Raw genomic sequence first — 14426 nt, forward strand, 5'->3', positions numbered from 1 at the left:
GCGAAGGTCATGGCGCAAAACAGCGCGTTATCAACGCTGAAAGATCTGGCTGAAAAAGAAGTTGATGATGCCGCATTGCAGCTTGGCGCAATGCGACGCGGGTGCCAGCAGGCTGAAGAGCAGTTGAAAATGTTAATCGACTATCAGCATGAATATCGCACCAACCTCAATACCGATATGACACAGGGCATTGGCAGCCAGCGCTGGATTAACTATCAGCAGTTTATCCAGACGCTGGAGAAGGCGATAGAACAGCACCGCCAGCAGCTAAACCAGTGGACCCAGAAAGTCGATACCGCGCTGAATTTCTGGCGCGAGAAAAAACAGCGGCTGCAGGCCTGGCAAACCTTACAGGACCGGCAGATTGCAGCCTCGACCCTGGCGGAAAACCGCCTGGATCAGAAGAAAATGGATGAGTTTGCCCAGCGCGCATCAATGAGGAAACCGGAATGATCACACTGCAACAACTGCTGATGAGCGACAGCGACCTGTCAGGCGGGATGCAATCAGGGAAAGGCACCGACGGTGCACAGGACTTTCTCTCCCTGCTGGCGGGCGTCCTGACGGACGCAACGGGCAAGGGCACCGATGCGCCGCTCACCCTGGCGGACCTGAAAGCCGCCGGCAGCAAGCTGTCGAAAGTCGCACAGGAAGCCAAAGGCGATACCGCCCTGCAGGCCAAAATTGCCGATCTGCTCTCGCGCCAAACCGCGTTGAATGGCGATGAAACGTCGCCCGTCACGTCGATTGATACCCTGGTTACCGGGCTGGTTCCGCTGTCTAAGGGTGATGCGCTGAAGACGCTCAATGCGGCCAACGGTAAAGATGACGGTAAAGCAGATCTGAGTGAAGAAGAGCTGGCAGGGTTAAGCGCGCTGATGGCGATGCTGCCGCACCAGCAAACTGCCGCCTCTCGTGCGGCAGGCAGCGATGGCGTTTCCGCCACCCAGGCGCTGAGTTCAGCAACGCTTTCACAAAACGGAGCGGGACAACCGTCCCTGAACGCGCCTGCGGGAAGCCATGATAAAGCGCAGCTTTCTGCATCCTATCAAAGCCAGGCGAAGAGCAACGGCCCGGATCTCGCCGCCAACGCGCCTGCTGCACCGGTCGTGGCCGCAGCCGCAGAGAAGCAGGAACTCGCCAGTTCTTCCTCCTCGTCATCGCCGACGGCTACCCTGGCGCCGATTATGTCCAGCCATGCGACAAGCCAGCCTGCCGCCACCGTTGCCACCGCCCCGGTGCTAAGCCAGCCTCTGGGTTCCCACGAATGGCAGCAGTCCCTGAGCCAGCACATCACCCTGTTCACGAAGCAGGGCCAGCAGACGGCGGAGCTGCGCCTGCACCCGGAAGATCTGGGCCAGGTACAAATCTCGCTCAAGCTGGACGATAACCAGGCTCAGCTGCAGATGGTCTCAGCGCACAGCCACGTGCGTGCGGCGCTGGAAGCCGCGCTGCCCGTCCTGCGCACCTCCCTGGCGGAGAACGGCATTCAGCTTTCTCAGAGCAGCGTCAGCAGCGAGAGCTTTGCCGGACAACAGCAGTCGTCATCCCAGCAGCATCATGCTTCACGCTCGGGCCAGCACGGCGGTTTTAATGAAGAGAGCGATGAACTCCTGCCAACCCCTGCCGCCCTGCAATCCGCGGCGCGCGGTAACAGTGCCGTAGACATCTTCGCCTAAACGCCAGAGGTAGCGTGATTATCCCCGTCTTTTCCACGCTTTGACGGCGGCAGGACACGGGATAATCACCTTATTAAGCTGTACCGAAACAGGAAGCTCGTATCAGATGACAGACTCCGCTATCACCAAAAAAAGTAAGCGTTCCATCTGGATCCCGCTGCTGGTGTTGATCACGCTCGCCGCCTGCGCTACCGCGGGCTATAGTTACTGGCGTATGCAGCAGGAACCATCAACCGCTGCGGCCAAAGCCGAACCTGCACCGCCGCCGGCGCCGGTCTTTTTCCCTCTGGACACCTTCACCGTTAACCTCGGTGATGCGGATCGCGTGCTGTATGTCGGTATTACGCTGCGCCTGAAGGACGAAGCGACCCGCGCGCGCCTGAACGATTATCTTCCGGAAGTGCGCAGCCGTCTTCTGCTGCTGTTCTCTCGTCAGGACGCTTCGGCGCTGGCTACCGACGTGGGCAAGCAAAAGCTGGTCGACGCCATCAAACAGACGCTGGCAACTCCGCTGGTAAACGGTCAACCTAAGCAGGAAGTCACTGACGTTCTGTACACAGCCTTCATTCTGCGGTAACGACATGGGCGACAGTATTCTTTCTCAGGCAGAAATCGACGCGCTGCTTAACGGCGACAGCGATAAGAGTGACGATCCGCAACCGGGTCTCACCGGCGACGATAATATTCGTCCTTACGATCCCAATACCCAGCGTCGCGTGGTGCGTGAACGTCTGCAGGCGCTGGAGATCATCAACGAACGTTTTGCACGTCAGTTCCGTATGGGGCTGTTTAACCTGCTGCGTCGTAGCCCGGATATCACGGTCGGTGCGATCCGTATCCAGCCGTATCATGAGTTTGCCCGCAACCTGCCGGTGCCAACCAACCTTAACCTGATTCATCTGAAGCCGCTGCGCGGCACCGGCCTGGTGGTGTTCTCGCCGAGCCTGGTGTTCATTGCGGTGGATAACCTGTTCGGCGGCGACGGGCGTTTCCCGACCAAAGTGGAAGGTCGTGAATTTACCCACACCGAACAGCGCGTCATTAACCGCATGCTGAAGCTGGCGCTGGAATCCTACAGCGACGCGTGGAAAGCGATTAACCCGCTGGAAGTGGAGTACGTCCGTTCTGAGATGCAGGTGAAATTTACCAATATCACCACCTCCCCGAACGATATCGTCGTCAACACTCCGTTCCACGTGGAGATCGGTAACCTGACCGGTGAGTTCAACATCTGCCTGCCGTTCAGCATGATTGAACCGCTGCGCGAGCTGCTGGTTAACCCGCCGCTGGAGAACTCACGTAACGAAGATCAGAACTGGCGTGAAAACCTGGTGCGCCAGGTGCAGCACTCGCAGTTGGAGCTGGTGGCGAACTTTGCCGACATCTCGATGCGGTTATCCCAGATCCTGAAATTACAACCCGGCGACGTTTTGCCGATAGACAAACCCGACCGCATTATTGCCCACGTGGATGGTGTCCCGGTACTTACAAGCCAGTACGGCACGATTAACGGTCAGTATGCGTTACGCGTTGAGCACTTGATCAACCCGATTTTGAATTCGCTGAATGAGGAACAGCCCAAATGAGTGACATGAACAATCCGTCCGATGAAAACAGCGGAGCACTGGACGATCTGTGGGCTGACGCGTTAAACGAGCAAAAAACGACTCCGACGAAAAGCGCGGCGGACGCGGTATTCCAGCAGTTAGGCGGCGGCGACGTCAGCGGCACGCTGCAGGACATCGACCTGATTATGGACATCCCGGTTAAGCTGACCGTTGAACTGGGACGCACCCGGATGACCATTAAAGAGCTGCTGCGTCTGACGCAGGGTTCTGTTGTGGCTCTTGACGGCCTGGCCGGTGAGCCGCTGGATATTCTGATCAACGGCTATCTGATTGCTCAGGGTGAGGTAGTGGTGGTTGCCGATAAATACGGTGTGCGCATCACCGACATCATCACCCCGTCTGAACGCATGCGTCGTCTGAGCCGTTAAGCATGAAAACCCAGGCAACAATATCACAACCGTCTGCCGTACCCGGCTCCCCGCTGCTCCAGGTGAGCGGGGCGTTGCTCGGTATTATTGCCTTTATTCTTATCGCTGCCTGGCTGGCAAAGCGTTTCGGTGTGGCGGGTAAAACCGCCAGCACCCGCGGCCTGAAGGTCAGCGCCAGCACCACGCTGGGGCCACGTGAACGCGTGGTCATCGTCGATGTAGAAGATGCACGTCTGGTTCTGGGCGTGACCGCCTCCACTATCAACGTATTACATAAACTGCCGCCCGCCTCCGTCACGGTGGACGAGCGCGCACAAGCCCCTGCGGATTTTCAGTCCGTCATGAAGAGTTTGCTTAAGCGTTCCGGGAGATCCTGATGCGCCGTTTGTTATCCCTGACGCTTGCCGGCGTTGGCCTGTTTGCTCCTGCGGTTTATGCGCAGCTGCCCGGTCTGGTCTCCACTCCTCTCGCAGGCGGCGGACAAAGCTGGTCGCTCCCGGTTCAGACGCTGGTCTTCATCACCTCGCTGACCTTTATTCCAGCCATCCTGCTGATGATGACCAGCTTCACCCGCATCATCATTGTTTTTGGTCTGCTGCGAAACGCGCTGGGCACACCGTCCGCGCCGCCTAACCAGGTGCTTCTGGGCCTGGCGCTGTTTTTGACCTTTTTCATCATGTCGCCGGTCATTGATAAGATTTATACCGACGCCTACCAGCCGTTCAGCGAAGATAAAATCTCGATGCAGGAGGCGCTGGAAAAAGGTGCGCAGCCGCTGCGGGAATTTATGCTGCGCCAGACGCGCGAAGCGGATCTGGCTCTTTTCGCCCGGCTCGCCAACACCGGCGAGCTGCAGGGACCAGAAGCGGTGCCAATGCGTATTCTGCTCCCCGCCTATGTTACCAGCGAGCTGAAAACCGCGTTTCAGATTGGCTTTACCATCTTTATTCCGTTCCTGATTATCGACCTGGTGATCGCCAGCGTCCTGATGGCGCTCGGGATGATGATGGTGCCTCCCGCCACCATTGCCCTGCCCTTTAAGATCATGCTCTTTGTGCTGGTCGATGGCTGGCAGCTGCTGGTCAGCTCGCTGGCGCAGAGTTTTTACAGTTAAGGAACGGCAATGACACCCGAATCGGTCATGATGATGGGCACGGAAGCGATGAAAATTGCCATTGCCGTTGCCGCACCGCTGCTGCTTGTTGCGCTGGTCACCGGCCTGATTATCAGTATTTTGCAGGCCGCCACGCAGATTAACGAAATGACGCTGTCGTTCATTCCGAAAATCATCGCCGTGTTCGTGGCGATTATCGTGGCCGGACCGTGGATGCTGAACCTGCTGCTGGACTATATGCGCAACCTGTTTACCAATCTGCCGTACATTATCGGCTGACCTGACGATGCTGCACTTCACCAGCGACCAGTGGGTTCAGTGGCTCGGCGTCTATTTCTGGCCGATGTTGCGCATCCTGGCGCTGATCTCCACCGCCCCCATTCTCAGCGAGAAATCGATCCCCAAGCGTGTCAAAGTGGGGCTGGGCATTATCATCACCATTATCGTCGCCCCTTCCCTGCCTCCCGTGGATATTCCGATCTTCTCGGCGACTGCGGTGTGGGTGGCATTGCAGCAGGTACTGATCGGCATTGCCGTGGGCTTTACCATGCAGCTCGCCTTCGCTGCCGTGCGTACGGCCGGGGAGCTGATTGGCCTGCAGATGGGGCTATCGTTCGCCACGTTTGTCGATCCCGGCAGCCATCTCAACATGCCGGTGCTGGCGCGCATCATCGATCTGCTCGCCATGCTGCTGTTTCTGTCGCTTAACGGTCATCTGTGGCTCATCTCCATGCTGGTGGACACCTTCCATACGCTGCCGATTGGTGAGAACCCGGTCAACAGCAATGCCTTCCTCGCGCTGACCCGCGCGGCGGGGCTGATCTTCCTGAACGGCCTGATGCTGGCTCTGCCGATCATCACGCTGCTGCTCACCGTCAACCTGGCATTAGGTTTACTGAACAGAATGGCGCCGCAGCTCTCCGTGTTTGTGATTGGTTTTCCGCTGACATTGACGGTCGGAATTTTATTAATGTCATTACTGATGCCCCTTATCGCCCCCTTCTGTGAACATTTATTCGGCGAGATATTCAATCTGTTAGCGGATATTGTCAGCGAGTTACCCCGTAAATAATAGCCCTCACGGTTGATATTGTCTTTCTGAGGATATTCCTAAAATAAAACGTGAAAAACATCTTCCAGGATATATCTGACGCGGTTTAAATGTTTCTAACCACCTCACAATACTTAATATTTACTTTACTTTAAGAAGATTCCTGGCAAATTATACGTAACTTTACGGGATAGTGAGTCCGCCTGAAAGTCTTTGTCATGCTCACAGGTTTATTATTTTTTTCCATCCCGTATGGCTGTTTTGAGCTCTCAGGCAGATGGTGAATTATCGTTACGCATTGAGTGAGGGTATGCCATGTCAACGATCATTATGGATTTATGCAGCTACACCCGGCTAGGGTTAACCGGGTACCTGGCAAGCAGAGGGGTAAGAAAGAGAGACATCAACGATGCACACACCGTTGAAGAACTCGCAGCCGCTTGTGACGAACTAAAACCAGGCGTGGTGTTTATTAATGAGGACTGTTTCATTCACGATCCAGCCAACAGTCAGCACATTAAGCAAATCATTAATCAGCATCCAAAAACCCTGTTTATTGTTTTTATGGCGATCGCGAATATCCATTTCGATGAGTATTTGTTGGTCCGTAAAAATTTATTGATCAGTTCTAAGTCGATTAAACCTGAGTCACTGGATGACATCCTGGGTGATTATTTGAATAAAGAAGTTAAAAATGTAGGAGCGGTTAACTTACCCACCCTTTCATTAAGCAGGACTGAATCAAGTATGCTGCGAATGTGGATGGCGGGACAAGGAACTATTCAGATCTCTGATCAGATGAATATTAAAGCGAAAACCGTTTCGTCACACAAAGGAAATATTAAAAGGAAAATTAAAACGCATAATAAGCAAGTGATCTATCACGTGGTACGTCTGACCGATAATGTGACGAACGGGATTTTCGTCAACATGCGTTAGTGGCTTAACCCCTCTGCCCCCTACCTTTGATCTCTGGCCTGGCCAGAGATTTTTGCTTCTCACTGCGTTGTCGGGCATGCGCAACGCCACCCGACGCCGTGCTACTCCGCTTTCTCGACGAAAATACCGTCCGGATGCCCCAGTTCGTTAAAAAACCAGATGCCGAGCGGGTAATCCTCCAGTGATACCAGGTACATTGTGCCTTCGCTAAACTCTTCAATTGCCAGTACCACACCCGGGCGGCGCGGCCCGCCGTCCGTTTTAACGGTTACCCGATCGTTGACCTTCATACATTCCTCCTCTGGTTTTGAGCCAGTGTAGAACAAAACGCAAAAACACACATCGCCGCGCGGCGTGAATGGCGTTTTTATGCACAGGCTATACTTAGCCTTGAACACGTTTGTAGGTTGAATGAGGAACCCCGTAATGAAGACCGATAAAGAGTACAGCGACACCATCAAACGCGAGGTCGAGGTGGATGTCGATGCCCTGCTGGCCGCCATCAATGAGATCAGTGAGTCAGAAGTCCGCCGTTCGAACGATAATTCAGACCACGTCATTGTCAACGGAAGGGACTATCACACCTATCGCGAACTGGCGGAGGCCTTCGAGCTCGATATTCATGACTTTAGCGTGTCTGAAGCAAATCGTTAGCACGAAAAAAATCCCGGTCATGGGGATGACCGGGATCAAAACTTGCTTATGCAAGAAGCACTTGAAAATTCGTTACACCAGGAAATCTGATGTACAAGCAACACTATCCCCAACGATTTTGCATGACAAGCATATATTCTCATGGTGAATATAATATTTTTAACATAATCATTTTGGTTATGAGCAATAACACACGCCGAATGCGGGTTTGGCTGGATCGGTTCTCTGAAACGCGGTTTCACCCGTAGTGATTTTTTAAGATTATTCTTAGTCTGACACACCTTCGTTTTGGGAGTCATTATGCTTTCACTCCAGGGTTCCCTGCTGATTTTTTCCGATCTGGATGGTTCGTTGCTGGATATTCATACCTATGACTGGCAGCCAGCAATGCCGTGGCTGGACAAACTGCAGGATAACCAGGTGCCGGTTATTCTTTGCAGCAGCAAGAGCGCGGCGGAGATGCTGGATATCCAGCAGGATCTCGGTCTGGAAGGGTTACCGTTTATCGCTGAGAATGGCGCGGTGATTCAGCCGGACGTGCGCTGGGAGAGGGAACAACGCCACATCAGAGGCATGACGCACGAGCAGATTCGTCCGCGTATCGAGCGCCTCCGCCTGCAGGAGGGATTTAAATTTACCACCTTTGACGACGTGGACGAACGCATCATCAGCGAATGGACGGGACTGACGCGCTACCGTGCGGCACTTGCACGCAAGCATGAGGCTTCCGTCACGCTCATCTGGCGCGATACCGATGAAGCAATGGCCCGATTTGAAGAGGCACTGTCGCAAAGTGGCCTGAAATGCCTGCAGGGTGCCCGCTTCTGGCATATTCTCGATGCCCGCTGCGGCAAGGACGTGGCGGTTAACTGGCTGACTGAACAATACCGTGAGCAGGAAAATATCGAACCGACCACCCTGGGACTCGGCGACGGCCCGAACGATGCGCCGCTGCTGGACAGCGTGGACTTTGCGGTGGTGATCAAAGGGCTAAACCGCCAGGGCATCACATTACGGGACGATAACCCCGACCGGGTCTATCACACCCAACGGCCCGGACCGGTCGGCTGGCAGGAGGGTTTGGATCACTTTTTGTCCTGATCGTTCCAGACAACCCGGTTACGCCCGCCCTGCTTCGCTTTGTACAACCGGGCATCCGCAACAGACTGCTGCTGTTCAAAATCGTAGTTTTCTTTTTCCTGCGCGCTGCTGACGCCGAGTGACGCGCTGATGCGCAGGGTCGTGCTCTTCTTCACCAGTATTTCCTTACTGTTGATTCGGCATCGAATACTGTCCGCAATCACTCTTGCCTCCTCAAGACCGATTCCCGGCAGGACGACGCAAAACTCTTCGCCCCCCACGCGACCGGCCACGTCGTTTTTACGCAACGCGCTGGCAATCAGCCCTGCCGTGTGGGAAAGCACCTTATCACCGGCCTGATGGCCGTACTGGTCATTGACGCTTTTAAAATGGTCGAGGTCCAACTGAATGACCGAGAACGGCAGCGACTGCTGATGGCACTTCTCCGCCAGAATTTTCGCGCGTTCAAACAGCGCGCCGCGATTATTCAGGCGGGTTAGCGGGTCGTGCCAGGCCTGCCACTGGAGCGAATGCTGCAGCGTATACATATTGCTGACCATCCGGCGGATCACCAGCCACGAAATCAGCAGCATCGCGGTAAAGAGCGCCCACAGTAATGCCAGTACGATACTGATGCTGCCGAAGTCGCCCTGAACCCCTTCCTGCAGCGTATGGACACGCAAAACCAGGCCATCAAAATGATCGAGCCGCTGCCAGCTGATAAACCGGCTGCCGAGGCGGATGCCACCGCCGGTATCGTGCTCGATCGCCTGCGCAATCTGCGCGATTTCGCGTTCATCGAAATGGTTCACCTGTTTATCTGTCTTTTCAGAGGAGGCAATCATATTGAGCCGGGAGTCGTAAAGCTGATACTCGCCCTCCGTCCGGTCGTCCGTCGCCTCTGTCAGCAGGCGTTGCATCGTATTCAGCGAAAAGTCCATCGCCACCACGCCATACCAGTAGCGATTGAAATAAATAGGAACGCTGGCGGTGATCATCCGCTCGTCACCGGTCCAGGATGACGGCGTGGAGATAAACCAGCGCACCGCGCGGGCGCGATTGTTACGTTCCGACTGCTGGGTAAACCAGGACTGCGTGACCAGGTGATAATAGCGGGGGATAATATCGCTCGCCTCTGATAGCGTGTCCGTCGAAAGATAAAACCCGGCGCGTGAAACGTAGATCACCCGCGCTTCGCTATGCCTGTTCGATGCCGCCAGCCTGAGCAGATAGCCCACCTCAAGCGCGGCGGAAATTTCATTGCTGATGTGCTCAGTGTCCCGGTTCAGAAGCGAGGTTTTTTCGACAAACGCATCCGAGACACCGTTAATGGGAAGGGTTCGTTTTTTATCAACGAAAAGTTGCCAGGTGGGGCGCATGCGGACTGCGTTAAAGTGCGACACCGTATCGTGCATAACATCAAACGCCAGCGGCGTCTGTAGCGCATCACGCATGCTCTGGCGAAATAACAGCATTTTATCCACGCTGTACTGCAGCTGCCTGTCCAGCGAGCTGGCCACGGTTTCCAGGTGGTTGCGCTGGCTGGAGATATACGCCTCTTCGAGGACAACCACTTCACGCCAGGTCAGGAGGGTGGAAAACACCAGAACAACGATAAAACAGAGGTTAACAATCAAACCCGGATTGCTACGCTTATGCAGCCATTGCAGAAAAGATCGTCTTACAACAAAGGTATCGCGCTGCACACACACTCCCTGATTACTGCCTTACACCCGGTATTTCAGGTAAAAACGCCCGGCAAAGCCGGGCGTTATGTGATTAAGCCTGATCGTGCTTGCGCTGGCCGTCACCCGGCTGAAGCTCATCTTCACGAAAGGCTTCCCGCTTAATGCTATAACCGTCATGCCACCGACATTCCACCATTCCGCTGGAATACCCGGTGACAATCATCCGCGGGCCGCCCTTCTTAGGCTTAACTTCATCACTGACCAAAAAGACCATACCTGCATCCTGTATCAGGGTGAAACTGTTTCAATTTAGACGAGGAATGGTCTTTTTGCACCCTGAGACGGGTAACAATTAGTGCGCTGTGCCGCGCATTTTTTCGATCAGTTTCACCGCCGCCACCACGATAGCGCCAACGATAAAGCCCAGCACCAGATTAAGCAGCGTGGGCAGAATGGCTGCCACCACGCTCCCCTGCGCCGAGGCGAAATGTTCGATGGCATGATGCAGCGGAGCAATGCCGTGGACCACAATGCCGCCGCCCACGAGGAACATCGCCAGGGTACCCACCACGGACAAGCTCTTCATCAGCCACGGTGCCAGCGTCAGTAAGCCTTTGCCGATGCCTTTAGCCACCGCGCTGGATTTCTCCTCCAGCCAGTAGCCAATATCATCCAGCTTCACGATCAGCCCGACCAGGCCGTAAACGCCCACCGTGACCAGAATGGCGATCCCGGAGAGGATCAGCACCTGATTCAAAAGCGGCGCATCGGAAACAATGCCCAGCGTAATGGCGACGATTTCAGCCGACAGAATAAAGTCGGTGCGAATGGCGCCTTTGATTTTATCGCGCTCGACAACTTTCGGATCCTGCGCGGCCAGCGCTTCAAGGCGCTGCTGGCGCATCTCCGGCGTGTCCTTCTGCTTGCGCGAGCTCAAAGAGTGCAGCACCTTCTCAACGCCTTCGAAGCATAAAAATGCCCCGCCAATCATCAGCAGCGGCGTGATGGCCCAGGGAATAAATGCGCTGATCAGCAGCGCCAGCGGCACCAGGATCACCTTATTCAGGAACGAGCCTTTCGCCACGCCCCACACCACGGGCAGTTCACGGTTAGCCCTGACCCCACTCACCTGCTGCGCGTTAAGCGAGAGATCGTCCCCCAGCACGCCTGCGGTTTTCTTCGCCGCCAGTTTCCCCATCATGGAAATATCGTCCAGTAAGGTGGCAATATCATCCAGCAATGTTAATAAGCTACTTCCTGCCAAAATCGTGATCCTTCTTTTTTTGGTAATTAAGTGAATAGTATGGAGCAAAAGCGCAAACGCGGAAACAGGCACCTCGCGTCAACAAAAATTTCACATCACCGACACAACTAAAGGGCTCGCCAGCGCGATAGTTTTCGCGTTTACTATCAGCGACCTTTTTATTTCGTCGTGAGGGATTATGCGTTTCCGGCAATTGCTACCGCTTATTGGGGCACTTTTTTCGCTGTATATCATCTGGGGTTCAACCTACTTTGTCATTCGCATCGGCGTGGAAAGCTGGCCGCCGCTGCTGATGGCGGGCATTCGCTTCCTTTCGGCGGGCGTGCTGCTGCTGGCCTTCCTGCTGCTGCGCGGGCACAAGCTTCCTCCGCTTCGCCCAATGCTGAACGCCGCCCTGATCGGCCTGCTGCTGCTGGCGGTCGGGAATGGGTTTGTGACCATTGCTGAGCACCAGAACGTACCGTCTGGGATCGCCGCCGTGGTCGTTGCTACCGTACCGCTGTTTACCCTCTGCTTCAGCCGACTTTTCGGCATCCGTACCCGCAAGCTGGAGTGGCTGGGCATTGGCATTGGCCTTGCCGGCATTATCCTGCTCAACAGCGGCGGTAACCTGAGCGGGAATCCGTGGGGCGCAGTCATAATCCTGATTGGCTCGATGAGCTGGGCGTTTGGCTCCGTATACGGGTCACGCATCGAACTGCCGAGCGGCATGATGGCGGGGGCAATAGAGATGCTCGCCGCGGGAATAGTGCTGCTGCTGGCCTCCGCACTGACGGGAGAAAAGCTGACTACCCTGCCGCCGCTGTCGGGCTTCCTGGCGGTAGGCTACCTGGCGTTGTTTGGCTCAATCATCGCCATTAACGCCTACATGTTCCTGATCCGCAACGTTTCTCCGGCGGTCGCCACCAGCTACGCCTACGTTAACCCGGTCGTGGCCGTGCTGCTCGGCACCGGGCTTGGCGGTGAAACGCTCTCTCCGGTTGAGTGGTTAGCTTTGGGGGTGATTGTTTTTGCCGTCGTACTGGTGACCTTAGGCAAATATTTGCTGCCGGCAAAACCTGTTGTTACGCCTTGCGAGGTGGAGAAACCGTAAACGGGTGAATTCCCTCGGTGTCGATCTGCGCGGTTTCACCGCCGCCGCAGATCCACTCTTCCAGCCGTTCGCTCAGATCGGCATCGTTCAGCTTTAACCGCCCTTTCAGCGCGCACTCCCAGACGATCAACACTCGCCAGCCCTGCGCGACAAGCGTGGCGAGATCCCGCGCGTCGCGATCAACGTTCCTGCCAATCTTCTCCAGCCAGAAATCGGTGCGCGTCGCCGGGACTTTAAACAGGTAGCAGTCGTGATGATGCCAGAAACAGCCGTGGGTGAAGATAATGCACTGATACGCGTCGATGACGAAATCCGGGCGGCCCGCAAGCGCGGGATCCTGCACGCGAAAGTCAAAGCCCGTCTGCGTCAGAAGCCCGGCCAGACGCTTTTCAATGGCGGTATCACGCGTGCCGATGGCACGCATGTTTTTGCTGCGCGTGGCTTTATCGTGAACGTCCGTCATTGACGGCCTCACTCTGGCGTAGCGCCACCGCCTGTTTGATGCGCGGAGCCAGCAGTTTTGCCACCGCCGCAAACGCGGGCACCACCACCGAGTTACCAAACTGACGATAGGCCTGGGTGTCCGAAACCGGAATGCGGAAGCGGTAGCCCTGCGGCGTTTCAAAGCCCATCAGACGGGCGCACTCGCGCGGCGTCAGGCGTCGCGGACGGTGACGCTGATTGTGGGGATCGTCGAAATTCTTCTCGCCCAGCGCTTTATCCCAGCCTCTGTCGATCAGGATCTCTGCCCCGTCCTTATAGTAGCGAGCGGACAACGTACGGGCCACGCTGTGCGGATCGTTTGGGTTCACCATGCCAAACCCGAAGCCGTTGCCTTTCGCCTGATGCTTTTTGGCATAGCGATAGAGGTATTTCCACAGGATTGGGGTAAGGATAAATTTCGCGTCGACCACCGGCTCCAGCAGGTCGGCAATCGTGGGACGGCGCTCGGGGTATAAGGAGGGAATATCCCGCAGGGTGAAATCCCCCTTCAGATTGAGATCGCGGCGAAAACCGACCAGCACAATACGCTCACGATGCTGAGGCAGGAAATGTTTCCCGTCGATAATTTTCGGGTCATCCGCCCCCATAACCTCTGAATCGGCTACGTCATAGCCCAGCTCGTCCAGCGTTTGCATGATAATGCGGAAGGTTTTTCCACCGTCGTGGCTCTTTAAATTTTTGACGTTTTCCAGCACAAAGATCGCCGGACGGCGGGCGTCAATGATACGGGCGACGTCAAAAAACAGCGTTCCCTGCGTATCGCAGGCGAAACCGTGGGCGCGTCCAAGAGCATTCTTTTTGGAGACGCCGGCCAGCGAGAAAGGCTGGCACGGAAAGCCGGCCAGCAGCACGTCATGCGCCGGAATCGTCTGGCGAATGTGCTCCGCGGCCTGCTCATCCGTGACGCCGCTTTTATGGCTCAGGGTAACGTCGCGGATATCGGCGTTGAAATGATGCGCGTGCGGATCGCAGAACCAGTTTGCCTTATAGGTACGTACCGCATGCTTGTTCCACTCGCTGGTAAACACGCACTGGCCGCCGATGGCTTCAAAACCGTGGCGGATCCCCCCGATGCCGGCAAACAGATCGATAAAGCGGAAGGCATAGTTCGGGTGCGCGGCAGGCGGCGGCGGAAGCAGATTTTGCAGATAACGAAACTCGCCTTCGCTCAGGCGACGCCCTGCCCGCTCGCTGGTCAGCAGTCGCTTAAGGATGGCCGGGCTCCAGTGGCTCTCGCCGTGCGCCGCCAGCTGGTTTGCCAGCGTCTTAGCATCATAAATGTCCAGCAGCTGGCGCAGCAATGCCCGCACCGTTGCCGTTGACTTCTCAGCCTGCTCAGGCGCGGGCTCTGTCACTGATCGATT

Annotated in this window: 18 protein-coding genes and 1 pseudogene; 13 read left to right on the forward strand and 6 right to left on the reverse strand. The window is 55.7% G+C overall.

Translation table 11 applies throughout. The annotated features are described in order from the left end of the window. Window positions 1–9 precede the first annotated feature (9 nt). From fliJ to rcsA, 10 genes and pseudogenes are all read left to right on the forward strand, one after another. Entirely contained in the window at window positions 10–453 is a 444-nt protein-coding gene (fliJ, locus tag MX657_RS14120) for a flagellar export protein FliJ (RefSeq protein WP_006811155.1), read from the forward strand. Further along, the gene (fliK, locus tag MX657_RS14125) at window positions 450–1679 is read left to right on the forward strand and encodes a flagellar hook length control protein FliK (protein WP_346805997.1); all 1230 of its coding nucleotides are present in this window, start codon (window positions 450–452) and stop codon (window positions 1677–1679) included. The genes fliJ and fliK overlap by 4 nt, the downstream gene beginning before the upstream one ends. 106 nt (window positions 1680–1785) lie before the next feature. Further along, a complete protein-coding gene (gene fliL / locus MX657_RS14130) occupies window positions 1786–2256 on the forward strand; it encodes a flagellar basal body-associated protein FliL (RefSeq protein WP_021241388.1) in 471 nt (156 codons plus the stop codon). Window positions 2257–2260: 4 nt separating this feature from the next. After that, entirely contained in the window at window positions 2261–3265 is a 1005-nt protein-coding gene (gene fliM, locus MX657_RS14135) for a flagellar motor switch protein FliM (protein WP_028013703.1), read from the forward strand. Continuing rightward, complete coding sequence (gene fliN / locus MX657_RS14140) at window positions 3262–3675, forward strand: flagellar motor switch protein FliN (RefSeq protein WP_003859592.1); 414 nt, start codon at window positions 3262–3264, stop codon at window positions 3673–3675. The genes fliM and fliN overlap by 4 nt, the downstream gene beginning before the upstream one ends. Window positions 3676–3677: 2 nt before the next feature. After that, on the forward strand, window positions 3678–4052 hold the full coding sequence (gene fliO / locus MX657_RS14145; protein WP_080329530.1) for a flagellar biosynthetic protein FliO: 375 nt from the start codon (window positions 3678–3680) through the stop codon (window positions 4050–4052). Further along, the gene (gene fliP / locus MX657_RS14150; protein ID WP_080329531.1) at window positions 4052–4789 is read left to right on the forward strand and encodes a flagellar type III secretion system pore protein FliP; all 738 of its coding nucleotides are present in this window, start codon (window positions 4052–4054) and stop codon (window positions 4787–4789) included. Before fliO ends, fliP begins: the two co-directional genes overlap by 1 nt. Window positions 4790–4798: 9 nt before the next feature. Further along, window positions 4799–5068, forward strand: coding sequence for a flagellar biosynthesis protein FliQ (gene fliQ / locus MX657_RS14155; RefSeq protein ID WP_008500315.1), 270 nt, complete (start codon window positions 4799–4801; stop codon window positions 5066–5068). 7 nt (window positions 5069–5075) lie between these two features. Beyond that, window positions 5076–5877: pseudogene (gene fliR, locus MX657_RS14160) on the forward strand (flagellar biosynthetic protein FliR). Between the two features lie 278 nt (window positions 5878–6155). Continuing rightward, entirely contained in the window at window positions 6156–6779 is a 624-nt protein-coding gene (gene rcsA / locus MX657_RS14165; protein ID WP_013097740.1) for a transcriptional regulator RcsA, read from the forward strand. 101 nt (window positions 6780–6880) lie between these two features. Here rcsA and dsrB read toward each other — a convergent pair whose 3' ends face one another. Then, window positions 6881–7069 carry a protein DsrB gene (gene dsrB, locus MX657_RS14170; protein ID WP_013097741.1) on the reverse strand — a complete coding sequence of 63 codons (189 nt, stop codon included), beginning with the start codon at window positions 7067–7069 and terminating at the stop codon, window positions 6881–6883. Window positions 7070–7205: 136 nt separating this feature from the next. Here dsrB and yodD point away from each other — a divergent pair, with 136 nt between their 5' ends. Together yodD and MX657_RS14180 are read left to right on the forward strand one after the other, a co-directional pair. Beyond that, window positions 7206–7433 carry a YodD family peroxide/acid resistance protein gene (gene yodD, locus MX657_RS14175; protein WP_346805998.1) on the forward strand — a complete coding sequence of 76 codons (228 nt, stop codon included), beginning with the start codon at window positions 7206–7208 and terminating at the stop codon, window positions 7431–7433. Window positions 7434–7733: 300 nt separating this feature from the next. After that, window positions 7734–8534 (forward strand): mannosyl-3-phosphoglycerate phosphatase-related protein, encoded by an 801-nt coding sequence (locus MX657_RS14180; RefSeq protein WP_080329535.1) that lies wholly within the window; start codon window positions 7734–7736, stop codon window positions 8532–8534. On the opposite strand, the gene dgcQ is transcribed toward MX657_RS14180, so the two are convergent. The 3 genes from dgcQ to MX657_RS14195 all read right to left on the reverse strand — a co-directional run bounded on the left by dgcQ (window position 8519) and on the right by MX657_RS14195 (window position 11468). Then, entirely contained in the window at window positions 8519–10219 is a 1701-nt protein-coding gene (gene dgcQ / locus MX657_RS14185; protein WP_346805999.1) for a cellulose biosynthesis regulator diguanylate cyclase DgcQ, read from the reverse strand. The two genes, MX657_RS14180 and dgcQ, sit on opposite strands and share 16 nt — an antisense overlap. A 73-nt stretch (window positions 10220–10292) precedes the next feature. Beyond that, complete coding sequence (locus MX657_RS14190) at window positions 10293–10475, reverse strand: YodC family protein (RefSeq protein WP_061097751.1); 183 nt, start codon at window positions 10473–10475, stop codon at window positions 10293–10295. 78 nt (window positions 10476–10553) lie between these two features. Next, window positions 10554–11468, reverse strand: a complete 915-nt coding sequence (locus tag MX657_RS14195) for a DUF808 domain-containing protein (RefSeq protein WP_176212964.1) — start codon at window positions 11466–11468, stop codon at window positions 10554–10556. Between the two features lie 175 nt (window positions 11469–11643). Between MX657_RS14195 and yedA the strand changes: the two genes are divergently transcribed. Then, window positions 11644–12558 (forward strand): drug/metabolite exporter YedA, encoded by a 915-nt coding sequence (gene yedA / locus MX657_RS14200; RefSeq protein WP_080329538.1) that lies wholly within the window; start codon window positions 11644–11646, stop codon window positions 12556–12558. Here the strand turns inward: yedA and MX657_RS14205 are convergent. Both MX657_RS14205 and MX657_RS14210 read right to left on the reverse strand, forming a co-directional pair. Further along, window positions 12530–13021 carry a very short patch repair endonuclease gene (locus MX657_RS14205; RefSeq protein ID WP_346806000.1) on the reverse strand — a complete coding sequence of 164 codons (492 nt, stop codon included), beginning with the start codon at window positions 13019–13021 and terminating at the stop codon, window positions 12530–12532. The two genes, yedA and MX657_RS14205, sit on opposite strands and share 29 nt — an antisense overlap. Further along, complete coding sequence (locus MX657_RS14210; RefSeq protein ID WP_346806001.1) at window positions 13002–14417, reverse strand: DNA cytosine methyltransferase; 1416 nt, start codon at window positions 14415–14417, stop codon at window positions 13002–13004. Before MX657_RS14210 ends, MX657_RS14205 begins: the two co-directional genes overlap by 20 nt. Between the last annotated feature and the right edge of the window lie 9 nt (window positions 14418–14426).

Source organism: Enterobacter chuandaensis (assembly GCF_039718975.1).
Lineage (GTDB): Bacteria > Pseudomonadota > Gammaproteobacteria > Enterobacterales > Enterobacteriaceae > Enterobacter > Enterobacter chuandaensis.